21 protein-coding genes are annotated in these 24,370 nt (G+C 33.4%); 9 read left to right on the top strand and 12 right to left on the bottom strand.

Annotated elements, in window-relative coordinates:
• Position 1 precedes the first annotated feature (1 nt).
• Together H6W52_RS06645 and H6W52_RS06640 are read right to left on the bottom strand one after the other, a co-directional pair.
• Entirely contained in the window at positions 2-2,317 is a 2,316-nt protein-coding gene (locus tag H6W52_RS06645) for a TonB-dependent siderophore receptor (protein ID WP_185216509.1), read from the bottom strand.
• A 764-nt stretch (positions 2,318-3,081) separates the two neighbouring features.
• Positions 3,082-3,330 (bottom strand): helix-turn-helix transcriptional regulator, encoded by a 249-nt coding sequence (locus H6W52_RS06640; protein ID WP_185216508.1) that lies wholly within the window; start codon positions 3,328-3,330, stop codon positions 3,082-3,084.
• A gap of 1,038 nt (positions 3,331-4,368) precedes the next feature.
• On the opposite strand from H6W52_RS06640, the gene H6W52_RS06635 reads away from it, so the two are divergent.
• The 4 genes from H6W52_RS06635 to H6W52_RS06620 all read left to right on the top strand — a co-directional run bounded on the left by H6W52_RS06635 (position 4,369) and on the right by H6W52_RS06620 (position 8,545).
• The gene (locus tag H6W52_RS06635) at positions 4,369-5,607 is read left to right on the top strand and encodes an ABC-three component system protein (RefSeq protein ID WP_065721253.1); all 1,239 of its coding nucleotides are present in this window, start codon (positions 4,369-4,371) and stop codon (positions 5,605-5,607) included.
• Entirely contained in the window at positions 5,604-6,134 is a 531-nt protein-coding gene (locus H6W52_RS06630) for a three component ABC system middle component (protein ID WP_065721254.1), read from the top strand. The genes H6W52_RS06635 and H6W52_RS06630 overlap by 4 nt, the downstream gene beginning before the upstream one ends.
• A complete protein-coding gene (locus tag H6W52_RS06625) occupies positions 6,134-8,176 on the top strand; it encodes a DUF3732 domain-containing protein (protein ID WP_185216506.1) in 2,043 nt (680 codons plus the stop codon). The genes H6W52_RS06630 and H6W52_RS06625 overlap by 1 nt, the downstream gene beginning before the upstream one ends.
• Positions 8,177-8,320: 144 nt before the next feature.
• On the top strand, positions 8,321-8,545 hold the full coding sequence (locus H6W52_RS06620) for a hypothetical protein (protein WP_065721256.1): 225 nt from the start codon (positions 8,321-8,323) through the stop codon (positions 8,543-8,545).
• A gap of 16 nt (positions 8,546-8,561) precedes the next feature.
• Here H6W52_RS06620 and H6W52_RS06615 read toward each other — a convergent pair whose 3' ends face one another.
• From H6W52_RS06615 to nhaA, 4 genes are all read right to left on the bottom strand, one after another.
• Entirely contained in the window at positions 8,562-9,788 is a 1,227-nt protein-coding gene (locus H6W52_RS06615) for a cation:proton antiporter (RefSeq protein WP_065721257.1), read from the bottom strand.
• 191 nt (positions 9,789-9,979) lie between these two features.
• The gene (locus H6W52_RS06610) at positions 9,980-10,552 is read right to left on the bottom strand and encodes a Crp/Fnr family transcriptional regulator (protein ID WP_065721258.1); all 573 of its coding nucleotides are present in this window, start codon (positions 10,550-10,552) and stop codon (positions 9,980-9,982) included.
• 379 nt (positions 10,553-10,931) lie between these two features.
• Positions 10,932-12,209 (bottom strand): DUF389 domain-containing protein, encoded by a 1,278-nt coding sequence (locus H6W52_RS06605; protein ID WP_065721259.1) that lies wholly within the window; start codon positions 12,207-12,209, stop codon positions 10,932-10,934.
• Entirely contained in the window at positions 12,202-13,539 is a 1,338-nt protein-coding gene (gene nhaA / locus H6W52_RS06600) for a Na+/H+ antiporter NhaA (protein ID WP_116099121.1), read from the bottom strand. Before nhaA ends, H6W52_RS06605 begins: the two co-directional genes overlap by 8 nt.
• A gap of 123 nt (positions 13,540-13,662) precedes the next feature.
• Here nhaA and H6W52_RS06595 point away from each other — a divergent pair, with 123 nt between their 5' ends.
• Positions 13,663-15,399, top strand: a complete 1,737-nt coding sequence (locus tag H6W52_RS06595; protein WP_065721261.1) for an APC family permease — start codon at positions 13,663-13,665, stop codon at positions 15,397-15,399.
• A gap of 35 nt (positions 15,400-15,434) precedes the next feature.
• Here H6W52_RS06595 and H6W52_RS06590 read toward each other — a convergent pair whose 3' ends face one another.
• The gene (locus H6W52_RS06590; RefSeq protein WP_194304376.1) at positions 15,435-16,295 is read right to left on the bottom strand and encodes a mechanosensitive ion channel family protein; all 861 of its coding nucleotides are present in this window, start codon (positions 16,293-16,295) and stop codon (positions 15,435-15,437) included.
• A 174-nt stretch (positions 16,296-16,469) separates the two neighbouring features.
• Between H6W52_RS06590 and H6W52_RS06585 the strand changes: the two genes are divergently transcribed.
• From H6W52_RS06585 to H6W52_RS06575, 3 genes are all read left to right on the top strand, one after another.
• Positions 16,470-18,485: a BCCT family transporter gene (locus H6W52_RS06585; RefSeq protein ID WP_116099120.1), complete on the top strand. Its 2,016-nt coding sequence runs from the start codon at positions 16,470-16,472 to the stop codon at positions 18,483-18,485.
• Between the two features lie 142 nt (positions 18,486-18,627).
• Positions 18,628-19,158 (top strand): ferritin-like domain-containing protein, encoded by a 531-nt coding sequence (locus tag H6W52_RS06580; protein ID WP_065721262.1) that lies wholly within the window; start codon positions 18,628-18,630, stop codon positions 19,156-19,158.
• A 90-nt stretch (positions 19,159-19,248) separates the two neighbouring features.
• Positions 19,249-19,707: a PA2169 family four-helix-bundle protein gene (locus tag H6W52_RS06575; protein ID WP_065721263.1), complete on the top strand. Its 459-nt coding sequence runs from the start codon at positions 19,249-19,251 to the stop codon at positions 19,705-19,707.
• Positions 19,708-19,971: 264 nt separating this feature from the next.
• Here H6W52_RS06575 and H6W52_RS06570 read toward each other — a convergent pair whose 3' ends face one another.
• Positions 19,972-20,586: a DUF4158 domain-containing protein gene (locus tag H6W52_RS06570; RefSeq protein ID WP_116099119.1), complete on the bottom strand. Its 615-nt coding sequence runs from the start codon at positions 20,584-20,586 to the stop codon at positions 19,972-19,974.
• Positions 20,587-20,756: 170 nt separating this feature from the next.
• Here H6W52_RS06570 and H6W52_RS06565 point away from each other — a divergent pair, with 170 nt between their 5' ends.
• A complete protein-coding gene (locus H6W52_RS06565; RefSeq protein WP_116099118.1) occupies positions 20,757-21,401 on the top strand; it encodes a recombinase family protein in 645 nt (214 codons plus the stop codon).
• Here the strand turns inward: H6W52_RS06565 and chrA are convergent, their stop codons facing one another.
• The 4 genes from chrA to H6W52_RS06545 form a co-directional block, all read right to left on the bottom strand.
• Entirely contained in the window at positions 21,402-22,523 is a 1,122-nt protein-coding gene (chrA, locus tag H6W52_RS06560; RefSeq protein WP_078797879.1) for a chromate efflux transporter, read from the bottom strand.
• Positions 22,507-22,938, bottom strand: a complete 432-nt coding sequence (locus H6W52_RS06555) for a DoxX family protein (protein ID WP_116099117.1) — start codon at positions 22,936-22,938, stop codon at positions 22,507-22,509. The genes chrA and H6W52_RS06555 overlap by 17 nt, the downstream gene beginning before the upstream one ends.
• A complete protein-coding gene (locus H6W52_RS06550) occupies positions 22,928-23,422 on the bottom strand; it encodes a hypothetical protein (RefSeq protein ID WP_078797875.1) in 495 nt (164 codons plus the stop codon). The genes H6W52_RS06555 and H6W52_RS06550 overlap by 11 nt, the downstream gene beginning before the upstream one ends.
• An 83-nt stretch (positions 23,423-23,505) precedes the next feature.
• On the bottom strand, positions 23,506-24,261 hold the full coding sequence (locus H6W52_RS06545) for a helix-turn-helix domain-containing protein (protein ID WP_194304375.1): 756 nt from the start codon (positions 24,259-24,261) through the stop codon (positions 23,506-23,508).
• Positions 24,262-24,370 lie beyond the last annotated feature (109 nt).

Below are 24,370 nucleotides of genomic sequence, written 5' to 3'. Positions count from 1 at the left end.
TTTAAATTTTAAAAGTTGCTGTAAATAGATAATTTCTTGGAGCTCCGGGAAAAAGTCTCAGGTAATTCTGAGCTCCTACCCAATAAGTTGTATTGGTAATATTGTTAACATTAAGTGCCAGTTGAAGTCTGGTTTGCGGTACTGAATAATACAGTGCAACATCCAGTGTGGTATAAGCCGGAAGTTCAAAACTTCTTGTGAACCACGGTATTTTTTTACTTTGATAAAGCATTCCTGCGCCAATTCCGAAGTCTTTTAAAGCCTGAATATTCGTGAAATTGTATCTCGTCCAGAGATTGACAGAATTTTTCGATGTATTTTCTTTAGCCAGACCAATAAGAGCAGGATTGGAGTCATCTTTAACTTTAGCATCAATATAGCTGTAACCTGCATAAATGTGCCATTGCGGAAGAAGATATCCTGTAAATTCAGCTTCAAACCCACGGCTTCTGTCTGCGCCGCGCTGTATCAGTTGGTCGGGTTCTGCGGGATTATTTGCGTTCACCAGAATATTTTTCTGATTGATTTCGTACACTGAAAAATGGGCATCAATCTTTTTGAAAAGTTTTGTTTTTACTCCAAATTCTTTTAAATCCGACAATAAAGGCTTGTATAATGAAGCAGAAACTGCACCGGTGAAATTTGCCGTTTGCGGCATCAGTGAGATCGTGTTAGATTGCGGCTGATAACCCGTAAGATAGGTTCCGTAGATATTGGTATTCTCAGTGATGCTGTAGGTAAGACCCACTCTGTAAAGCATTTTCTGATTTCTGAATGAGCTTTCTTCCTGTTTTTTGTAATTGGTAATATCCTGAAACCATTCCTGCCTTAATCCGGCTAAAAGCTTCAGCTTTTTCCATGTTACCAAATGTTGAATGTACGCCGCGTGAGTGGTCGTTAAAGCTGTGGGTAAAGGATTGATGATATTTAAAACTGCGTAATCTTTCCCCTGATGATTTACCGCTCCGGGCGTAAGGTCAAAAGGGTTTACGTTCGGTTTCGGAAGGGTAATTCCGTTGTAAATTATCGTTTCATACAACGCGGCATTAGCTGCATTATACGATGAAGCAACAGTTCCGTCTTTCAGCAGAAAACCTCTTGCCGCATCCTGCTTTCCACCACTTTTTTTCTCCCAGATGTGGCTGTCGTATCCCACAAGAGTCTGATGTTCAAATGCTCCGGTTTTATATGTAAAATTGAAATAAGCATTGATATTATCCACAGACCAGTGCTGGATTCTTTCAAGATACTGCATCATTGCCAGACTGGAAATCGACTTATTGTTAATGTCGGGAACAAAAGAATTGGTTGTCCTTGTTTCGTGGGTGTCTTCATCCCAACGTTGTTTCATATACGAAGCATTGAAACTGATGCTTTTACTGAAATGATGAGATAAGCTTCCCATTAAAGTTAGGTCTTTGGTTTTGAAATAATCTCCCGGTGCGCCTAAATTTAGACTAATTGGTGTACTGTTCAGATTTGTTTTTCCTGCAACAGCTCCGAAAATAGGCTGTCCGCGGTCGAGATTACCGTTCATTTCGCTGTAGATCATCTCTACATTTACAGACGTTTTATCATTCGGAACAAAGGAAATTGAAGGCGCGATTAAAAGTCCGTTGTTCTTCACATTGTCACGAAAAGATCTGGCATTCTGGTGCGCTCCGTTGAACCGGTACAAAAGTGTTCTGCTTTTATTCAAAGGACCTGTAAGATCCGCGGAAAGACGATAGGTATCAAAGCTTCCGCCGGAGAGGCTCATTTCATAACGAGGGCTGGTTAATGGTTTTTTGGTTACCATATTAATCGTTCCACCCGGATCTACACTCGACATCGTGATGCTTGCCGGACCTTTAAAAACTTCTACACGCTCAATATGCGGAGTCATGGGCTGGAGAAAATAGTATTGCCTGGTTCTCATACCATTAATGATCTGCCCTTCTTCATTCTGGCTGATTCCACGGATGCTGTACTGATTATAAAAACTTGCATTGGAAACACCTGCAACATTTTTAAGGACATCACCCAGTCTGAAGGCTTGTCTGTCGCTGATGAGTTCTTTGGTAACGGTATTGAGTGTAAGAGGAAGATCTTTATTTTTCATTGCGATCTTTGTGGCTGCAAATGAATAATCTGAAGTGTAAGCTTTTGATTTTCTTCCTACAATCTCTACGGTTTGAATGGTTGCTGAGACCGTATCTCCTTTTGCTTTCTGTGCATGAACTGCAATTGATGATAAAAAGAAGCTTAAGGTTGCCCAATGAAAAGGCTTACAGGAAATACAATGTATTATTCCGGTTTGATGAGAATTGAATGACATAAAAATTAGTAAAGTAGTATTAAAAATACCTCGTTAGAATAAGAATATTCAGGATCTTATTAAACCCAAATATTCGCAAAAAGACTTTACAGACTTAAAAAAATCTGTAGGTAAAGAATTTTAACTTAAAGAAAGCTAAAGTTATGAAAAACAGGGTGGAGCTCTCGATGAAAAATAATCGAGCAGACATCGATAGGTTTTCGACTTCGATTGTGGAATTTCACTTTTATTCGTCTGATAAACTGAACAATCCAGTGAGGTTAAATCGGGCAGTAAGCTATGATTCATCTGAAAATGAAGTGCACACTGGCAATGATCTTCCTTAGAAATTTTTGCCTGCTGATTGTCTTTTGAATTTTTAATATCAAAAGTTTTGCTACTCTGGTGTTGCGAGTGATCTATGCAAATACTAATGCCGCTCACGTTATAAATAAACATGAGTAACACTGAAACAAGAAAAAAAGTGTTTAACGTTTTTTGCATTAGAAGGAACAAAACTAATGATAAAAATTGACAATGCTACCTTTGTAGACAAAAAGTACTGTAATTTAACCTGTGTTCGATCTAAAAATTGATTTTCAGTATTGTTACATCGTTTTAGTGCATAAAAATTTTCTATGTATGAAATTTTTAGACTAAGAATAAGAAACTTTGGTGAGTTTTATCTGTGTAGAGATCATGTTTGGAAAGCTTTCTGTCTTTGGAAGTTTATTTTAATTATTTACAAATCTCTCAAATAAAAATCCCGACTCTTGTCAGGATTTTCATTTATTTATATTTCCAAAAAAATCTTCTAAAGTAATCTCTTTTTTTCGGCAAATTCTGATTAAAGTTTTTAAAGACATATTATAATCAGTCTTTGATGTTCCTAACGCAATATTTTTAATTCTTCTTATGGTACTTTCTTCTACACCACATTTTGACGCAAAATCTCTTTGCGATTCCGCTTTTGAAATCCAATTAGTGTAGATGTATTTGCAAATAGAAATGATTACGTCTTCTTCATCGTTCATATTAACAAATTAAAAGAAAGAGAAAAAAAACAGTGCGGTTTTCTGTGCGCAATAATGAAATATTATTACATTTGTAGAATAAGTTATATAAGTAACCCCAAAAAACAATTAAAACACAAAACCTTCTTCGTATGAAAAAGAAAAGCATAGACTTTGAATCCCGCTGCTGGTGCGGTCGGAAGAAACATTCTGCTTGGATCGTGAAAACAACAGGGAAAAAATCTGCATGAAGAGGAATCAATTGCTGAACTTTAGCTTTGATCAAAAATTCTTTCAATCAGACGCGATCAGAAAATTATACCTTTATGGTTTAATTTAAAGAAAAGAGTTAGAGAGTCAAGTAAAATAAGCGGAAATAAAAAACCGGCAAGAAGTAAACTTCTAATGCCGGTTTTGTGAGCTACACAGGACTCTTTCCAAACCATTTATTAGAAGATATTGACAATATTTTAAAAGTCCTAAATACTATTTAATAACTTGATTCACATAAAAAAACTGTTAACATTTTCAGGTAATTTGTGAATGAATTGCAATCATCATCAGTTTATCAAATCTTTAAAAATAAAAACTCGAGCAAACAATTTCACTCGAGTTTTTTTTTGCCTTTAAAATCAGGCTACTTTTTCCCGAGCCTTGGTTTCCGATAAAGAGTGAGACTTTTTTAATCTCAATCCATCCATCGTTCTCCTAAAATCCTTCCTTTATCGGACCGAAATTTTTTATTTTGATTTTATGCATTATTCCTTCTAAAGTAAAGCGAATTCACGATTTTACTTTTAATCTTGCTAACTGATACTTTTATTAAAAGCTATAGTAAGGCAGGTTATTTTACTACATATCAGTTCTCGAATATTGTAATGTTCTATGGTTAACCGCAATCACTATTGAAGTGAAGAGGCTATCTTTGGTATTTTAATTATTACATTTATTAATACTTTTTGATTTAGAAATGTTCTTTAAGATCTTTAATGAAGTGAAGTTTTGTCTAATATCTATAAAATATTTATTTTAGTAAAAATTAACAACCATATTTAATCTATGACCGACTCTGCCTCTGGTTCTATATCCGGTTTTCTCTTTCAGTTTGAAAAGGCTTTGGTACTTTTAGCCACTCTAGATAATACTAGCGATGTTGTATCCATTGAACAAGTTGATGATGTTGCCATTCAGAACGACGAAGATCTTGTTCTAGTAACTGTACAATCTAAACATAGTATTGCACCTAATGGAACTACGTTTGAAGATACTAGTAAATCACTATGGAGAACTTTACAAATATGGATAGAAAAGCTTGATAGCGGTATTTTTAATAATTCGACAAAGTTTGTATGTTCTACAAATAAAAGAATTCCAGATGATTATTTGCTGAGAAAAATTTTAACAAAACCTTTCGATGAGGTTCTAAAAGATATTAAACAGCTTCTGAAGAATCAGAAAGGCAAACTTAAAACGTTACAGTCTACCAATGCCGAAGCAGGTAAATCCATTAAACCAATCATTAAGCTCATTGAGTTTGTACTTTCTAAGGAAGAAATTTTTCGAATTGTAAAGGAAAATCTTGAAATAGAAGATGAAGAGTCCTTAAAGGATAGATTTTTTATAGCAACTCATATGACAACAGATAACTTTACTCAAACAAGAAAAGATTTTGTATATGACTCCATGTATGGATGGCTAGTCAACGGAAGTAAATCAAAATGGCTGCAGGGAACTAAAATTGGTGCGACTTTTTCCAAAATGGACTTTGATGCCAAATTATCAATTGTAAATGCAAATCCGGCCATTGTAAATTCAGTTTTTAGAAAAAAAGATGATTTGGGAACTATAGATGCGAAACGTCTTTCAGAAGTTAAGAAAGAACTATTTGTGACACAAATCTCCGACATCAATCGTAAGCAATCTGCAAAGGAACGGCTCATTGAAAATGCTGTGTTAGATTTTATATATCATGATATTGAAATGGCACACATCGTGAGAGGAGGTAACTTTACAGAACCAGATTTCAGAGAGTTTCAAAAATCTTGTATGGATAGATGGCAGAGCTATGTAGATACTGTTGTTATTAAGGAATTGGAGGAGTATGATGATAATGAGAAAAATGAAATGGCGATAAAGATTTTTGATAATATAATGAACAATATGGTGATCAATTTTCAAGATGGTTTTTCATTTAATTCATCAAATAGCTATATCCGCAACGGTACATTCTTAAAACTATCGAACATACCTGAAATAGGTTGGCATCCAGACTGGGAATCTAAATATAAAAAATCATGAGCAGCAATCAAATAGCTGGGCAGGGATATAATCTTTTTGAGTTAATGCAAAATGACGCATTAAGTGTAATTGCTTTACATAGCTTTACTTTGGGGTATCATACGATAGCTAAAAATAGAAAAAGTGAAATGACCTTCCCTAGGCTTGAATATATTTTTTTTGTACTTCCTATAGTTTATAATTATTCGGCCATGCTTAGTTTTTTAAACTCGAATGAATTGTATACTGCCTTAATGAAGGAGCACTCGATACTTCTTGGTCTGCAGGAAAGAGCTGAGAAGATGTCTGTACAAACTTTTGATGCACTTAATTTGGCCTTTAGTAAAAAGATTTTGAGTATTAATAAGGAGAATGGATTAATAATTTTGCTTAGACCTTATACAGCCAAAAAATTAGTCCTTGCAATGTCATCAAATACTTCTTATGATAGTGTTAAGCAAATTCAGGATAGTGCTTATAAATTAGGCTGTATTTTCGCAAAAAAACACGACAATAATATACAAAACGATCTAAATATTAGGTTCTAATGAAATTAAAAATAAAAAATATACTACTATATCCACTTGACGAAACCCTTAACCCCAGAATTATTAAGTTTGATGAATCCAAAGTAAATGTTATTACTGGTTATAGTCAAAGAGGGAAATCGGCAATTATCTCTATTATTGACTATTGTCTTGGTAGTAGTGAATGTGATATACCGGTTGGAACAATTAGAGAAAAGGTAGATAAGTTTGCTATTTATATAACCATCGGGGACCAATCACTTTTTTTAGCAAGAGATTGTCCTGGAAATGATAACAAAGTTTCTGATGTTATGTACATGTATGATGTACAAGGAAAAGGTGATAATCCTTCATTGAACACAAATGAATGGATCAAAGAAGCTGGTAGATATAAAACCAATAGAGATAAGGTTAAAAATTATCTCAGTGTCAAAGCAGGATTTGAGAACATTTCCATCAATAATGAAAATCAAAAAGATGATGCTCCAGCAAGTTTTCGAGATACGGCGGCATTTATGTTCCAGCCACAGAACATTATTGCTAATCCTACCACAATATTTTATAAAACTGATACATTTGAACACTTACGTCGTTTGAAGACACTTTTTCCATTAGTTTTAGGATATAAATCATATGAAATTTTAAATTTAGAGAGTGAAATCAATATACTAGAGCGGGAAGAAAAAGAAAAAGCAAGGAAATTAGAGGATCTGCGTTTACAATATGAAAATTGGCAGTCAGACATTTATGAGTACTATTCCAAAGCGATTAATTTAGGATTGACAAATGCCGATATTAGTATAGAAAGTGCAAGTGTAAACCTGATAAAAAATGAACTAAAAAAAATTGTTTCAGATGTAAAAAACAATAGATTCTTTAAAGAGGGCTCAGCTGTAAGGTATTCGGAAAAGTTGGAAGAGCTAGATATTGATCGTATTCGATTCACTAGGGAGCTTGATGAACTTAGGGTTGGATTGCAAAAAATACAACAATTTGACCGTTCTAAGGCTGAATATGTTGAAAATGTTGCTGTTGAAATTGATAAGAGACTTAAGCCAGTAGATTGGTTCCTAAAGCAAAAGGGTACTAATATATGTCCATTTTGTGACTCAGTATCTGAAAAAGCAATCAATACGCTTCTTAGTCTTCAAAATGAAAGTCAAAAAAACAAGAAAGTTTTAGAAGCTTCAAGATCTGAAAGTTTTAGTTTTGAAAAAGAGAAAGGAGATTATAAGGAAAAGATCAGGTGTAAAGAACGAGAAATTATCAAAATTGATAACAACATTCAAATTCTTAGAGATGAGGATCGTAAAAATTATAAAAAACTTCAGGATATTTTTGAATTCAGTGGTAAAATTGAACATGTACTTGAAAATCTAGCTAAAATTTCACCTTCTGCACAGTTGGTTATTGAACTTGAAAAAATTGCAGAAGAATTAGCTGGCAAGAGAAAAAAATTAAGGGGACTAAAAGAAAAATTTGACAAGGAGCATTGTTTAAAAAAGGTATCAGATGCAATTGCAAATTATGTTAAAATTCTTCCGATAGAAAATAAAGAACAACGACGTGTATTATTAGATCCGGATGTTAGCGTAGGCATACGTATTGAAGATACGAGAACAAAAAATATAAACTTTTTATATAAATTAGGCAGCGGTGCTAACCATATGTGTTTTCACTTGGCTACAATGCTTGGCTTACATGAGTACTTTTTGAATCTTCCAAGCTCCGGTAAAAAAAATTATATACCATCATTACTTGTCCTTGATCAACCCAGTCAAGTTTATTTTCCAGAGGATTTTAAAGATTTGCAAAAAGATAATCTTGAAAAAGATAAAAAGAAAAAAATATCAGAAGATATTCAAAATACAACACTCATATTTAAAGCATGTAGCGAATTCATGAAAAATAATAATTTTCAAACGCAGATAATTATTCTTGAACACGCTTCAGAGTCTACGTGGGGGGATGATTCTAATATACATTTAGTTGAGAAATGGAGAGGATCTTTTGATCAGCCAAAGACTTATAACGCACTTATTCCAAGAACGTGGTTTGATTAGGTAAAAGCACAAAACATACATTATAAAAATTAATAATTAATTTCTTGGGAATAACTTTAATGATAAGACAGTAATTTAATCACAATTCTTCAAGCTGCGGCTCGTTTATCGGAAAAACTAACAAAAAAAGCAATAAATTAACTTATGGGAATTTTAGAAATACCTAACGAAGGTCAGGTTGGCGAACTGAAGATGAAAATGTTTCGAGGAACTAAATCGGAACAAAACCATTTAGAATATACATCTGATCCTGGGAATTTGAGAGGGAAAGAAACTGATTCACATGATAATTTAACATACATCAATTTAATAAAATTTGTTATTCAATTCAATAAAGGACGTTCAAAAGCGTCCTTTATTTGTTTGTGAATGTTAAAATGCTTTTCTATAAAGTCTCTGTTACTTTTTTCATGGCTTTAGGAGCCGTAAATCCATGAAATAAAATCGATAAAAGAATAACGAAAGAAACAGTTGACCATAACTCGTTTTGATTTGGAAAATTGAACTCTTTTATAGCAAAAGCAAGGTAAAATATTGAGCCCAACCCCTTAATTCCAAAAAAGCTTATGGCTCTTTTTTCTCTTATAGAATATTTTTCGCGAAAAATTACTATATAGCTGAATAATGGTCTTGCAACAAAAATAAATAGAAAAGAAAACAGAATTGTTTCCCAACTTAAATAATTGAGTATGCCTCTTACAATCATACCCCCAAAAATAATTAATAAAGAAGCGAGAAGAAATCTTTCTGTCTGATCCGTAAATGCATGTAGTTTTTTATGATACTCATGGTCTTTTTCGTAATGTCTTAAAGTTATTGCAAATATGAAAACGGCTATAAACCCATATCCATGAGCAAATTCTGTTATTCCATACACAGATAACGTTGCTGTTAATGCCAAAAGACCATCATTTGTATTCAGTGATTTAAATTTTTTCGACATTGTAAATAGTAAATATCCAACAGCTTTCCCTAATAAATAGCTTATAACGACTGCCACAATAATTTTGTAAATAACATCATACGAAAACCATTCTACGATATTAAGTTCAGTCATTGATCCACTTTTAGCTATTATAATAGCAAGCCAAACGAATGGGAATGCCATACCGTCGTTTAATCCTGCTTCGGCAGTTAAGATAAATTTAGTTTTGGATTTCTCTGAATCGTTGGGAGGTCCTACCTGCACGTCAGAAGCAAGTACAGGATCAGTTGGCGAAAGTGCTGCAGCGAGTAAAAAAGCGGAGGCCAATGTTAAATTAAGCAGATAATATCCTGCCAAGAAACTAAAAGCTATCAAAAGAATCATGGTTATGCTGACTAACTTCAGAGGAGTGCGCCAAGTTTTAAAAGCGAAAGGCTGGTCGAGTTTTATCCCTGCCGACATCAGAGAAATTATAACAATTAATTCGCTTAAATGAACTGTAAGATCAATATGATGTTTAGGAAGAGGATCAGGTAGTTTTTCAGGAAAAATGCTATACAAAATCATTCCTGCGAATAAATAGAATATCGAATAAGATATTCCGGTCTTTTCTGAAATTTGTGGCATCCAAGTGACAGTAAAACCAGCGATTCCTATAATTGTTAAGATAACCAAGTAATTTTCCATAAAATAAAAAATGAGTATTGACTTACCAAACAAAAATTATCCCATGATTTTTATAATGATTTAACTGTAAGAGAATTTTTTTTGACATTTTTTTCTGCAAAAAGATTTCGTAGCTATAGTTGAAATTTAATTGTATGTTATAAAATGACATGCTAAAATGAAGGAATAAAAAATTTTACTTTCGATAATTTTTAGTTTTTTTTCCACCTGCATTTTTTTAAAGTCCGAATTACTGTTTCTGTTCTTAATCCTGTAACGCAGGAAATCTGATGTTTGGTGTATGGAATCTTAAAAGAAAATTGATCTATATTTCCAAAATATTGTTTAAGATGATCAAAGAGTTTTGTTAATCTTACCGCTGGATTTGATGTAATGAGAAATGAAGAAATTAGGTATCGGAAATGAAGTCTCTCTGCAGTGTATTGGTTAATCTTCAAAATTAGAGTAGGATTAATAACTAAATATTGAAGTAAAGAATTTTTCTCTAATATTAAAATTTCAGCGTGTTCCAATGACACCGCATCCATTGCATAAGCCAAATCAGTAAAAAGATAACTTTCTCCAAAACAATGACCTTCAAATGGAAAGCCATGTACTAGCTCTTTACCATCCTCCCCAGTATTACATAGTTTTACCGTTCCTTTTTTTATTTGAAAATAATACTTGCAGAACGAATTGTTAGAAAAAATGATGTTGCCAGGAGCGTAGTGCTTTAGCTCAGCACCTAAAGAAATAAGAATTTGTTCATCTATGACTATTATCACTTTTATTAAAGTAAAGATAAAAAAATAATCCGCTTCTAAATGAAGAGGATTATTTGAATGGAAATTTGAGTTGTGATGAAAAAATGTAATCTGTGAAAAACAAATCTTGTGCCTATAATAGAAAAAAACTAAATTAAAAACGGTTCAATAAAGACGATACATCATCGATTTATTTATTGTAGAATTGACTAAATGTAAATGGAAACAATTGTAATCATTATATACAAAATAAAATAATCTGCCATTTTTGCAATTGACATATTATTTAGAAGAATTTAATATGAAAAAAATCATTTTTAAAGTTTCAAACTTTGTGCCAGTAGGTTGTATTAAATTTTTGATTTTTCAGAGTGAAATAATCTTGAGCGTTTGGAAAAAACTACTTTTTTAAAAGCTCAATATTATTTTGATTCAGTCTTTTTTGAAGCCAGCTTTTTAATTGTTCCTGATTAATATCTTCTCCATCGAACAGCACCAAAAATCGTAGATTTGCACTGTCCGTTTGCGGATATTGCTCAATTTTACCGTAGGAAATGTCTTTAATATTTGGGTATAAAATTTTTATTTCCTGCACTAGAGTAGAATCTGATATTTTGTAAGAGTCTAGCTCTTCTCTTAATTTTGAAATAGCGATGTCTTTCTCAGATATGTTATTATTTGTTTTGTTGATTTCGCTTAAAATCTCAGATTTTAAATCCGTTGAGTTCTGTTTAATGTTTAAAACAGTGTTGGTAAGTCCGTTTTCAGCTAAAAGTTTATTGTAAACTTCAACTTCCTGATCACTAAATTTTTTATTTATGAATGCAACATCTATAGTTTTTGGTGATGAATTGTAATTAATCTTCTTATAAATTACTGTGTAGCCATGGTTGTCAAACTCTCTCTGGATAAATTGTTCTGCCGTCTTGGTAAATTTCTTCTCGTTGTAAAGATTATATGCGAGATAAAAACTAGGAACAATCATAATAAATATTAAAGTAGTAATTCCGTAGCGAATTCTTTTCTGATATTTACTGTCGACAAGTGCAGAAGGATATTTTAAGTATTTAACAACAAAGAAAGTAGCGATGCAGATAAAAAAACAATTGATACTATACAGATAAAATGCACCTAAGAAATAAGAGAGATTTAAAGTTGCAATACCATAACCTGCGGTGCATAGTGGAGGCATCAATGCTGTAGCAATAGCAACACCCGGAATCGGATTTCCTTTTTCTACTCTGGTAATCGCAATCACTCCCACAAGACCTCCGAAGAAAGCTATAAGAACGTCGTATATATTAGGAGCCGTTCTGGCTAAAAGTTCAGATTGAACATCCTTAAAAGGACTGATGTAAAAATAAAAGGCAGAAACGCTAAGACTTACAGCAGTGGCAATCAATAAATTTTTAAACGATTTTTTTAATAACGTAAAGTTAAAAGTTCCTAAAGCAAAACCTGCTCCCACAATAGGACCCATAAGTGGAGAAATCAACATCGCACCGATAATTACAGCTGTGGAATTAACATTTAAGCCAATTGATGCAATCATAATGGCACAAGCGAGAATCCAAAGATTTGATCCCCGAAAGGAAATGTTTGAAGTAACATTTTCTAAAACTTTTGATTTGCTTTCTTCTCCATTATGAAGATTGATAAAGTTGAAAAAACTATTCATTGTCACGAATTTTATTTGTGTTTAAAATTAGATATCCTATGATGCCCCCAATAATGGATGCTACGAAAATACCGATTTTGGCTTCAGTCTGATAAAATTCAGATGTAAAAGCTAACGATGAAATAAATAAAGACATTGTAAAACCGATTGATGCTAAAAAACCTAATCCTAAAAGGTTTTTGAAAGTCATACCTTTAGGGACTTCTGCGATTTTAAGTTTAATAATAAGAGTGCTGAAAAGAACAACTCCAAGTACTTTTCCTACAAGTAAACCCGCTGCAACTCCAATGGCGACATTATTGTCAAAGAGGGTTGTAAAATCTATGTTTAGCGAAATCCCGGCATTAGCTATAGCAAAAATTGGAATAATTACAAAAGTTACAAAAGGGTGCATAGCATGTTCCAGTCTTTGTAGTGGAGGAGTGGCTGCAATCGTTGCTTCGTGTATTTTTTCAAGCTCGTGTAACTGTTCATTGGTTAAAGTAGGTGTATTCTCTGTAGGGTCTATATTTTTAAACCGCTCCAAATAATTGTATATTTTTGTTATAAAAAGATTTTCCTTAATCTTTACATCTGCAGGAATTGTAAATGCAGCAAGTACAGCAGCTATCGTCGCATGAACCCCTGAAAAAAGAAACATCACCCAAACACCAAAAATTCCAAAAACGGCGTAGAAAAGCACAGACCGAACACCCAGTTTACTTCCTAAAAGCATAATTAGAAGAATGAACAGTCCTATAAAAAGGTAGGTCATATTAATTTCATTGGTATAGAAAAAAGCGATTACCAATACGGCTCCCAGATCGTCTACAATAGCAAGAGCGGTAAGAAATACTTTTAACGCAAGAGGTATTTTTTTTCCTAAAAGAAAGAGAACACCTAAAGCAAACGCAATATCTGTAGCCATTGGAATTCCCCAACCTCTGCCGGTTTCTGAATTGGGATTAAGAGCAAAATAAATAAGAGCAGGAAGCAGCATTCCACCAATCGCTGCAGCTATAGGTAAAAAAGCTTGTCTAGGATTAGAAAGGTCACCACCAATCATTTCTCTTTTTAGTTCCAGTCCTACAACAAAGAAGAAAACAGACATCAGACCGTCATTAATCCAGTGATGAATGCTTAAATCCAAAAATGATTTGCCGTCAAAGTTTAATCCTATTTTATGAGCTAAAAAATGATGGTAACCTTCCGACAAAGAAGTGTTGCCAAGAATGAGTGCAATCAGTACACTGATGCCCAAAAGTAGTCCGCCGGATTTTTCCTGCTGAATAAATCTCTGCAAAGGATAAACAATCTTGTCAATGGGTTTCTTATTGTAGTTTTCTGTCATAAAAATATCTTTTGTGCAAAAATATGGAAAAGGAAATTCTTTTTACATCAATTCCAGAAATGATGGCTACAATGGTTTCCTTTTTGAAGAATATTTTTTAATATTACCCAAAAAAATATTTTTATGTCGACTAAAAAATTAGGAGAATGGTATGCGACAGCAATCTGCGGAAATGATATTACATCGTCTTGCCTTTATGTATCAGCATTAGCCATTGTGGCATCAGGTCAATATGCATGGATTGCACTTCTTATGGTTGCTGCTGTTCTTTTCTTATTTAGAAAGATATATGGTGAAGTAGTTGGGGCACTCCCTCTGAATGGGGGAGCTTATAATGTTTTACTTAACACGACCTCTAAAAGTAATGCGGCTATTGCCGCTTGTCTCACCATATTGTCATATATGGCGACAGCAGTAATTTCTTCGAGTGAGGCAATGCACTATCTTCATCATATATTTCCGCACTTCAATGTTAATGTTGCAACATTTGTTTTGCTATTAATTTTTTTAGGCTTGACTATCTTAGGAATTTCAGAAAGTGCAGTGGTTGCCTTAATAATTTTCTTATTTCATTTGGCAACAATGGCACTTCTTATTGGCACATGTTTCTATTTTATTTCAGTACATGGTTTAGATATTCTTTACAACAACTTTCATCTGCCCACAAAAAAAGGAAGTGTATTGATGGCGATATTTTTTGGATTTTCAGCTGCTATGTTGGGGATATCAGGATTTGAAAGCTCTTCTAATTTTGTCGAGGAACAGAAAAGAGGCGTGTTTGCCAAAACACTACGAAATATGTGGATTGCGGTCTCAATTCTTAATCCCCTTTTGGCATTTTTGGCCATTTGTATCATCCCTGTTTCAGATGTAGAATCGCAACAGAATTCATTTTTAAGTTATTTAGGAGAGCTCACCGGAGGAAAATGGCTTGCCACTGTTATTTCTATTAATGCCGTTACTGTTTTAAGTGGTGCGGTTCTCACTTCTTTTGTCGGTGTTAATGGACTGATTAAAAGAATGACCTTGGACAGAATTTTACCGAATTATTTTCTGAAAGAGAATAAGAAAGGAAGTACATACAGAATTTTAATCTTATTTTTTATTTTATGCTGTTCTGTGTTATTGGTAACAAAAGGACAATTGGCACCATTAGCTGCAGTATATGCGCTTTCTTTCCTAACCGTAATGGCTTCGTTCGCTTTAGGAAATATATTATTAAAGTTAAGAAGATCGCGCCTTCCAAGACCGGAATATGCAAAACCTGGAGCCGTTTTAATTGCCTTTGTCGCAATCATCATTGCGTTATATGGTAATATTAAATCAAATCCCAAATATTTGCTTACATTTCTTCAGTACTTTATTCCGTCAGCAATCATTATTTTGGGATTAATGCTAAGAAAAGACATCATGCATTTTATCGTTGAGACCTTGGAATCTGTATCAAAGTCTTATCGAAAATATACAATTCAAAGAGAGCGTTCCATTCATAAAAGTTTGAAAAAACTGTATGAGCAGAACTTTGTTTTTTTCTCTAAAGGCGACGATATTTCAACTTTAAATAAGGTGATGATGTACCTGCACGAAAATGAAGTTACCAACAGGATTAAAATAGTGACTGTAGTTGATGAAAAGATTCAGCCTGATGCAAAGTTTCTCGCTGATTTTGATACATTAGACAGAGCTTATCCCGAGGTTGATATGGAATACGTAACTATTGTAGGAGAGTTTACTCCAGATCTTGTCGAGGAATTAAGTAAATCTTGGGGTATTCCTAAGAACTTTATGTTCATCAGCAGCCCTGGGGAAAAATTCAGCTATAGAGTAGATGAGTTAGGTGGTGTGAGGTTAATTTTATAAGTTCGTGAAAGTGATCAAATGCCGTCATTTTTTATCTAAAATTTTTCTGGCCAAGCCACATCCAAAGTTCGAATCGGAAATGGGATACTGATCTTATTTTGATCAAATGATTTTTTAATGGCAATAATCGCCAAATGACCAACTTTTAAAAATTGAAGCTGTTCGGAAGAGTTGCACCAGATACGAATGGTAAAGTTGACAGAACTTTCACCAAATTCCTTGTAGAATAATGTTACATCATCTTCAGAGGAAATCCCCTCAATATTTTTAACTGCATCAATCGCTAATTGAGCGGCTTTTTCTAAATCATCATTATAAGAAACTCCAACTTCTAAATCAAATCTTCTTTTGCCAAGGATAGAATAGTTTTCAATTGGATTTTGAAAAACATCTTTGTTAGGAATGATGACCATCTTTCCCTGAAAAGTAAGAATGACGGTATCACGTAAGTTTATTTCCTCTACTTTGCCCATATAATCTTTGATGGATACAATGTCTCCAACTTTTAAAGGACGTCGGAACGAAATAAAAATACCGGAAATAAAGTTTGCTGCAATATCCTGAAAAGCAAATGCTAAAGCCAAGCCGACAATACCAGCCCCCGCAAGAATAGATGTGACTGCTTTGTCTAATTTTAAAATGCTTAACGCTGTAAAAAAGATTATTCCAATTGAAAAAAGATAAATAAAGGTAGAAAATAATCTTGTGATGGTAATGTTTTTGGTAAATTTTGAAATAATTCTTTCAGAAAGTTTACGAAGCCATTTAGAAATATAAAGTCCGATAAGAAAGATGATAACTGCTAAAGCTAGATTGGGGAGAATTTTTATCAATGCCCGGAACCATAGTTCTAGTTTTTCATTTATCAAATGAATTGCTTTGTCTAGATCAATCATAACTTTATGGTAAATTAAATATTCTGATGTCAATTTACAAATTCTATCTCATTTTCAAGATTTATCATAACTAAAATATTAATGGAATGTGATTTTTGTATTTGCTTTAAAAAAATTCATAAAAGCCTTTTAATATTATTTCTGTACCTTTTTAGAAATAAAAAAATCTGTTTTATGACAAAAAATTTAAAACTGAGGACAACTCTGAATGGCGGTATTGTGGTTCCGAGTCTTATTTTTATAGTGGGTATTTGTTTGGTATCAGCAGTTTATCCTGCAGATTCACAAAGGGTTCTTAATATCGTTAAAAATTTTATTTTCGTTAATTTAAATTGGGTATATGTCTGGGCGGTTACTCTATTTGTGATGTTTCTTGTTTTTCTGATGTTCAGTAAATTCGGAAAGATCAGGCTTGGCAGAAACGACAGCAAACCGGAATATTCTTTCTTTTCGTGGATTTCCATGCTTTTTGCAGCGGGGATGGGGATTGGGTTGATGTACTTCAGTGTGGCAGAACCGATGCAACATTATTCTAACGAAGTTTTTAATGCTCATTCCTCTGTAGAAAGGGTAAAAAATGCGCAGCTGTTCACTTTCTTTCACTGGGGAATTCATGCATGGGCAATCTATGGTCTTGTAGGGCTTTCTCTCGCTTATTTTGCGTATCGCTACAGATTGCCACTTTCTCTACGAAGCTGTTTTTATCCCTTGCTTAAAGATAAAGTGAAGGGTAGATGGGGAAATGCTGTTGATGTTTTTGCCCTTTGCAGTACTTTTTTCGGAATTACCACTACGCTTGGCTTTGGAGTGGTGCAAATCAATTCAGGACTTGAGATCTTGAATATTTTACCCGAAAGCAGTTTTAAATATCAGATCATTATTGTTCTGGTTTTGGTTTCATGTTCGGTGGTATCGGCAGTAAGTGGGGTAGATAAGGGGGTAAGAATTCTTAGTAATATCAACATTATTACCGTAATTTTACTTCTGTTGTTTGTTCTTTTTTTCGGACCTACCATTTACCTTATCGGAAGCTTCACAGATGGCATCGGCAATTATATTACAAATTTTTTCAGTTTAACATTTAATACCCATGTTTACGATGCCAATACACAACCTTGGTTTTATGACTGGACGATTTTATACTGGGCGTGGTGGATATCCTGGTCTCCGTTTGTAGGTCTCTTTATTGCAAGAATCTCCAAGGGGAGAACCATTAAGGAATTTATTGCCGCAGTACTTCTCATCCCTACACTGTTCAATTTTATATGGATGTCGGTGTTCGGGAACTCTGCTATCTGGTTTGATATGAATGTGGCAGATGGTTTATTAAGCAGTTTATCATCTAATCCCGATGCGCTGATGTTCAGGTTTTTAGAATATATGCCTTTAACGGCGGTGGCCAGTTTTCTTACTATTCTTATCATTATTATTTTTTTTGTGACATCCGCAGATTCCGGTATGCTGGTGATGAATAATATTGCCACGAAAAACGCCAAAGTTTCACCAAAATGGCAAACTGTAGGATGGGGAATTTTACTGGCAGCTCTAGCCTTAATATTGTTGAAAGCAGGCGGTCTATCGGCTTTACAGAACATGACGCTCATTACGGCGCTGCCTTTTTCTGTAATTATGGTGCTTTTTATAGTCAGTTTAATGAAGGCATTGGTGGTGGATCAGAAATATTATGAAAGAGATTTTTCTTCCACCACCGTTCCATGGTCCGGTGCGTACTGGAAAGAAAGACTGCATCAGATTGTCTCTTTTCAGGATCAGAAATCAGTGCGGGAATTTCTGCATACTACCGTTAAAGAAGCATTTGAAGAACTTAAGCAGGAATTTTCGGCTCTCAATATTGAGGTTAAAATTAATGAAGATACAGAGCCTGAGGCTTTTGAAATTGAAATCAGACATGATGTTGTTAATAATTTCATGTATGGCGTAAGATGCGAATCGAAAGTTGTTTCTGGTTACCTTCTTGAAGAAGACAATCTTCCGAATCTGGATGATAAAATGATCTATTTTCCCGCATCTTATTTTGGAGACAGCAGGGAAGGCTATGATGTGCAGCTTTTTACAAAGAATGAATTGATATCAGACGTGCTGAAGCATTACAGCCGTTTCATTGAAATTATTTCTGAAGAGAAAAATGATCTTTTTATCAGCAGTAACGCCAATTATCGATTTAAATAGTCTGGCGTATGCCTTTCAAGAAGGTTTTCTAAAGATATGATGATGCATAATGTTAAAATTTCAACTTTTTGTACCACATACTTTTTTTAAGGTCTGAAACTTGTAACTATGCATATACCAATCATCAATTAATTTTATTATTATGAAAACATCAGAAATGAAAAAGGCGAAACCGTCTGCTGCGGAAGGCCTAAAAGAATTATTCGTAGATGAGTTGAAAGACATCGTTTTTGCCGAGAGAGCACTTTTAAAGGCTTTACCTAAAATGGCAAAAAATGCCAGCGAACCCAAATTGGCGCAGGCTTTACAGGAACACATCACCGTTACGGAAGGTCAGGTCACAAGACTGGAAAAAATCTTTGAAATGCTGGGAGAATCAAGTAGGGGAATTAAATGTGATGCAATGGAAGGGCTTATCAAAGAAGGAGAAAGCATTTTGGAAGAGACAGAGGCCGGACCTGTAAGAGATGCCGGAATTATTTCGGCATGCCAGAAAGTGGAGCACTACGAAATTGCATCGTACGGAACACTGGTAGCTTTCGCAAAAACGCTGGGAGAAGAAGAAATTGCTTCCTTACTGGAAGAAACTCTGCAGGAAGAAAAAGATGCAGATCAGCTTCTTACGGAATCTGCGTACAATTCGATCAATTTTGAAGCTAAAGAAGAGGATTAATAATTATAAAACTTCAAAATTTATTATTTCAAAGAAATCAAATTAGATATAATCACAATCAAACAAAATATTAATTTAAAAATCAAAATTATGAGTCATAGTGCGTGTATTGAGGCGATGAACGACCTCATTAAAATCAACAACGACAGAATCGAAGGGTATGAAAAAGCAATCGATGAATTGCATGACGGCAAAAACAGCGATCTGAAATCTCTGTTCTCACAGATGATCAGCGAAAGCAGAACCTACAAATCTGAACTAGAGAGTAAAGTAATTGAATATGGGGGCTCTACAGATGGCGGAACAACTACGTCTGGTAAAGTGTACCGTGCATGGATGGATGTAAGAGCTGCATTCTCAGGTGGAGACAGAGCTTCGGTATTAAGCAATTGTGAAGCTGGTGAAGATGCGGCGCAGAAGGCTTATAAATCTGCCATTGAGGATGAGGATGTAATGGAAGAAACCAAAATCCTGCTACGCGAGCAGAAGCAGTCGCTCCGAAATTCTCACGATAAAATAAAGGCACTTCGCGACAGTGCGAAAGCGTAAAAATTAATTAATTATAGAGACTGTCTTATTTAGGCAGTCTCTTTTTTCTGTAAAGCTTAATAACCGTAACCTTTGGATGTACTAATTTATGTACAAATTTGCTGAACAGAAATAGATAGAATTGAACCAACATGCTTTATATGATAGTGTGTTCGGTAAAAATTATTTTTGCAAATAGATTAAGTTGGAAAAGCTTATTTGAGTTTTATAAATAATCATTAGAATCAATTTCTTTTGGCAATTATTATTTGCGGCTCGCTTTTTCTAATCATTCTCTAAAAGTGTTTTTAAATTTTTGCCAAGTAGATTATTCCAACCCCATTCAAATCTTTCTCTTTTAAAATGTGGATCATTAGGAAAACTATGTAGTCCTGTATGAGTTACTCTAATTTTAGTTCCTTTTTCCTTAGTAATTAAATCAAATTTAACTTCAGATTCACCTTCTAAAAATGAAATTAGAGAGTAAAAAATTTCTTTTGGTCTTTGCGGAGTTTTAACTAATTCCAAAGCTTCTTTTTCAAATAAAGCGATACAATCAGAGAAAGCACGATATCCGAATTTATTTAAAATAAAAATTCTATGTTGAGTATATAAAGATCTTTTATATTCTGTAATGTCTATCTTATATTCTATTCCACATAATTTTGAAACATAATTTATATCTTCTTCTCTAAACTGGCTTGGTGCAAAAAATTTTTTTTGGGATAAAAAATAACCTTTTTGGAGAATATATCCTACAATCGTAATGTCTTTCCTTAAATTAGGTTCAAGATTGTCAAAATCTAAAGTAAATAATACTTTTTTTTCTTCAAAAGTTAATTCAGCTGGATTATCGAAAATCTCAATATCTTTATTTTTTAAAAGATTTATTCTAGGCATCAGAAATATTTTGTGAAGATAAATATATTATAAATTCCATAATTAGACTATAGTTTAATAGTGAGATATTTTTATGATGTTTTTTAGCAATTTATAAGAGATAAAGGTATACCAAAAGTACCTACCCTAAAATTGGTACAATTTGGTTGATTTTAATAAAAATTTATGAAATGAAGACAAGATATATCAGAGTATCGACATTGAACCAAAAAATTGAAAGACAATTACTGAAGCAATATCCTGATGAAAAAATTTATATCGATAAAATAAGTGGTTCAATTCCATTTGATCAAAGACCTTCCGCAAGGGAACTACTTAGAGATATTGATAGAAATAAAATACAGTATATTAGTGTTTCCAGTATAGATCGATTAGGAAGAAATACACTAGATGTGCTACAAACAATTGAAAAGTTACACTGCAATGAGATATGTTTAAAAGTTGACAATTTAGGGCTTGAAAGTTTGGTAGATGGGAAAGAGAACCCTACATTTAAACTAATAATAAGTGTTCTGGCGAATATCAGTGAAATGGAGAGAAATTCACTATTAGAAAGACAACGGGAAGGGATTCAAATTGCGAAAGCTAAAGGGATTTATAAAGGAAGGTTGAAGAATACTTCAGAATCTGTTGATGAATTTTTAGCTAAATATCCAAATGTAATTAGTTATCTAAATAGAAAAAATCCACCAACTATAATTGAAATTGCAAAATTAACAGACTGTTCAAAAAATACAGTTCAAAAGGTAAAAAGGTATATTAATAAAATGTTGAGCTGTATTTCAAAAAAATCTTTAACTGCAAACTTAATCTGATTAAAGCTGGAATAGTAAAAAACCTAATAATGCACCTCCAGCAACAATGAACGCAGTATTGATTTTTTTAAATTTAAAAACAATGATGCCACTTATAGTTGCAATTAAAATTGTTCGCCAGTCAACAATACTTTCCTTGCCCATTACAAGACAAACAGATAATATAATGGCTACCGAGGCTACATTTACTGCATCAAGAAATACTGACAAACCTTTTGAGCTGCGCATTTTTTTTACTAATGGATTGAGAAACGCTACAAAGACAAATGAAGGAAAGAATATTGCTATTGTTGAAACAATTGCACCGTATAATCCGTTAATTTGATATCCTATAAAAGTGACTGATGAAAAAACAGGTCCAGGTGTAAATTGTCCCACCGCAATTGCATCAATAAGTTGTTTTCTTGTTAAAAAACCTGTTTGTACTAATTCCGTGTCTAAAAAAGCAAAAAGCACATATCCACTACCATAAAGTATCGCACCAATTTTAAGAAATATCAAAACCAATTTAATATTGGTTGTATCCCAAAAAGATATTTGTGAGATTTTAATATAAGCAAAGGGTATAAAATTTTGAATCGTATTATTCTTATTAGAATATAGCAAATAAGCCAATAAACCCGCTCCAAACATTAAATAAATTTCGTTAGCACCCAATAGAGAAGCAATCAGTACTGCAAGTCCTATTAAACCTAAAAATAATGATTTTATCGATTTTTTTGCCAATGGATAGACCGCTCCTATAATAATTGCAATAATAGCTGGTTTTATACCATAGATGAAAGGTTGTATTTCGGGTAACCGTCCATAATTATGATATAGTACCGCAAATATTAAAGTAATAAAAACAGCAGGCAGGATGAAACACAGCCCTGCAATTATTAAACCTTTCCATCCTCCTCTGTCATAACCTATGTGGATTGCCATTTCCGTACTATTAGGACCAGGTATAAGGTTTGTGGCTCCTAATAAGTCTAAAAAATGTTGTTCGCTTATCCACTTTTTTTTCACAACCACTTCTTGTTGCATCATAGCAATATGAGCAGCTGGTCCGCCAAATGCTGTAATTCCCAATTTCAGAAAAAGTTGAGCTATCTCTTTCAGATTACGATTTTTTTCCACTGCTTATATATTTATCAATCGAATAATTACCACTACCAAAATAAAAAAGCATTATTAATAATGATGTCATTGCAAAATCAGTGCGGTATTCATGGGCAAAACTCCAAAATCCTTTTTCAGTAAGTATGGGAACTTTTGTATAAATAAACGCTACTACCATAATAATCAGCAAAAATATTGAAGCCAATCTGGACAATAAACCCAGAAGTAATAAAATACCACATACAATTTCTACCGCGCCAACCATTGTAGCCCAAAATTCAGGATTTTGAAATCCAATTTTAGCAAAACGACCTGAACCAACCGTTTCGGGCGTAATAAACTTTTGTATTCCTTCTGAAAGGAATGTAAACCCAACTATCATTCTTGGAATTAACAATGGCAGCTCCTTTGTTTTGATAATACTAGTTTTCATTATGTAATTTAAAGTCTTGATTACTATATGGAGGTGTAGATGGTATTATAATTACGTTAAACTCATGTTTGGTTACCTGATGACAAGTATTACAAGTATTTGTTAGATTGATATATTCATCTTTAAAAGCTTTGCTACTTTGTTGTTCAATAGCTTTTCTGAGATTATCCAATACAGGATTTATCATTGGTAAAGACTTTGTTTCAGGACGGCTTCTACAATAATCTTTAATACCTTCTATATTTTCCTGAATTTCAACTATTTCAAAATCTGCAAGCTTCCAGTTTTGATTGATACCTGCAAACCAAAGTTTATTGTGATGAACCTGTATATTGCTCATAAATTCACCAAATCCTGGTCTATAACTATTATCTAATTTTAGATGTAGGCTGTCTAATTGGCTTTGTAAAGCCTGTGAATTATTATTTGATGGATTACAAGCAAATAATATCAATATAATCGGGATAATAAATAAGTATTTCATAGCATATCAGGTTTATCTGTAATACAAAATTGCTACAACACTTGTAATATTGTATGGTATATTTGAAAATAGTATGGTTTTTTCTAATTGTTACGAAATGCTTGAGGTGTAAAGGTTGTATGACGTTTGAAATATTTTACAAAGTGAGAAGCATCATTAAAGTTAAGTAAATACGCAATCTCAGCTATATTTTTCTCTGTATAGATTAGCAATCTTTTTGCCTCTCCAATGATATGCTCCGCTATTATTTCTGAAGCAGAAAGATTAAATGTTTTTCTCGAAATAGAATTTAAATTTTGCGGTGTTGTATTTAATTTTTCGGCATAATAGGCAACATTATTTTTTAAATCCTCAGTATTATTAAGCAATTCCCGAAACAACAACATAATATCACTGTTCTTTTTTATATTCATTGAGATTGGTTGAGCAGTGTTAATTATTTTAGCTAATAACGCCTTTAATATTCCTTCGATGACAGTATAATCCTTTTCAAAAATAAGTAGCTGAAAGAGAATTTCAACTGTATCCTTTTCCTTCAAATGCAAGCAATTTAAGGCACTTGACCTGGCAAGAAGATTTTTAAGTTCATTATCCATTGATTGTTCTACAAACACTTTTTTCAGTAATAATACATACCCCTCTGGTAGAGCTTCTATATCCCAGTTATGCACCTGCTCTTTGCGCACAAAGAAAACAGTGGGTACTTTTATTGGATACTGAACATAATCAATGGTATGTGTACCTTTTCCTTCAAGTAAACAAATAATCTCTAAATAGTCATTATGCTTGTGTGGTGTAGTTTTTCGGATTTCTTTTCGAAAAGGAGAAACCTTTATCAATTCAGTCTTCTCGATTTTGTCCTTTACAATTATGGATATGCAAATAAAAATTCCAGTATAAGTTAAGCTACATTTTGATAAATTTTGTTTTGATTGTTAAACTCTTCAA

Source organism: Chryseobacterium sp. C2(2020), assembly GCF_014218915.1.
Classification (GTDB): Bacteria; Bacteroidota; Bacteroidia; order Flavobacteriales; family Weeksellaceae; genus Chryseobacterium; species Chryseobacterium mucoviscidosis.
The sequence above is the reverse complement of the archived record's forward strand: the minus strand, read 5'-3'. Positions and strand labels throughout refer to the sequence as shown.

Coding starts and splice junctions, on each gene's coding strand:
- H6W52_RS06620 (WP_065721256.1), top strand. CDS start 8,321: ATGGGAATTTTAGAAATACCTAACGAAGGTCAGGTTGGCGAACTGAAG.
- H6W52_RS06595 (WP_065721261.1), top strand. CDS start 13,663: ATGTCGACTAAAAAATTAGGAGAATGGTATGCGACAGCAATCTGCGGA.
- H6W52_RS06570 (WP_116099119.1), bottom strand. CDS start 20,586: ATGCCTAGAATAAATCTTTTAAAAAATAAAGATATTGAGATTTTCGAT.
- H6W52_RS06590 (WP_194304376.1), bottom strand. CDS start 16,295: ATGATTGATCTAGACAAAGCAATTCATTTGATAAATGAAAAACTAGAA.
- H6W52_RS06645 (WP_185216509.1), bottom strand. CDS start 2,317: ATGTCATTCAATTCTCATCAAACCGGAATAATACATTGTATTTCCTGT.
- H6W52_RS06580 (WP_065721262.1), top strand. CDS start 18,628: ATGAAAACATCAGAAATGAAAAAGGCGAAACCGTCTGCTGCGGAAGGC.
- H6W52_RS06630 (WP_065721254.1), top strand. CDS start 5,604: ATGAGCAGCAATCAAATAGCTGGGCAGGGATATAATCTTTTTGAGTTA.
- H6W52_RS06585 (WP_116099120.1), top strand. CDS start 16,470: ATGACAAAAAATTTAAAACTGAGGACAACTCTGAATGGCGGTATTGTG.
- H6W52_RS06550 (WP_078797875.1), bottom strand. CDS start 23,422: ATGAAATACTTATTTATTATCCCGATTATATTGATATTATTTGCTTGT.
- H6W52_RS06625 (WP_185216506.1), top strand. CDS start 6,134: ATGAAATTAAAAATAAAAAATATACTACTATATCCACTTGACGAAACC.
- H6W52_RS06635 (WP_065721253.1), top strand. CDS start 4,369: ATGACCGACTCTGCCTCTGGTTCTATATCCGGTTTTCTCTTTCAGTTT.
- H6W52_RS06555 (WP_116099117.1), bottom strand. CDS start 22,938: ATGAAAACTAGTATTATCAAAACAAAGGAGCTGCCATTGTTAATTCCA.
- H6W52_RS06605 (WP_065721259.1), bottom strand. CDS start 12,209: ATGAATAGTTTTTTCAACTTTATCAATCTTCATAATGGAGAAGAAAGC.
- H6W52_RS06615 (WP_065721257.1), bottom strand. CDS start 9,788: ATGGAAAATTACTTGGTTATCTTAACAATTATAGGAATCGCTGGTTTT.
- nhaA (WP_116099121.1), bottom strand. CDS start 13,539: ATGACAGAAAACTACAATAAGAAACCCATTGACAAGATTGTTTATCCT.
- H6W52_RS06575 (WP_065721263.1), top strand. CDS start 19,249: ATGAGTCATAGTGCGTGTATTGAGGCGATGAACGACCTCATTAAAATC.
- H6W52_RS06565 (WP_116099118.1), top strand. CDS start 20,757: ATGAAGACAAGATATATCAGAGTATCGACATTGAACCAAAAAATTGAA.
- H6W52_RS06640 (WP_185216508.1), bottom strand. CDS start 3,330: ATGAACGATGAAGAAGACGTAATCATTTCTATTTGCAAATACATCTAC.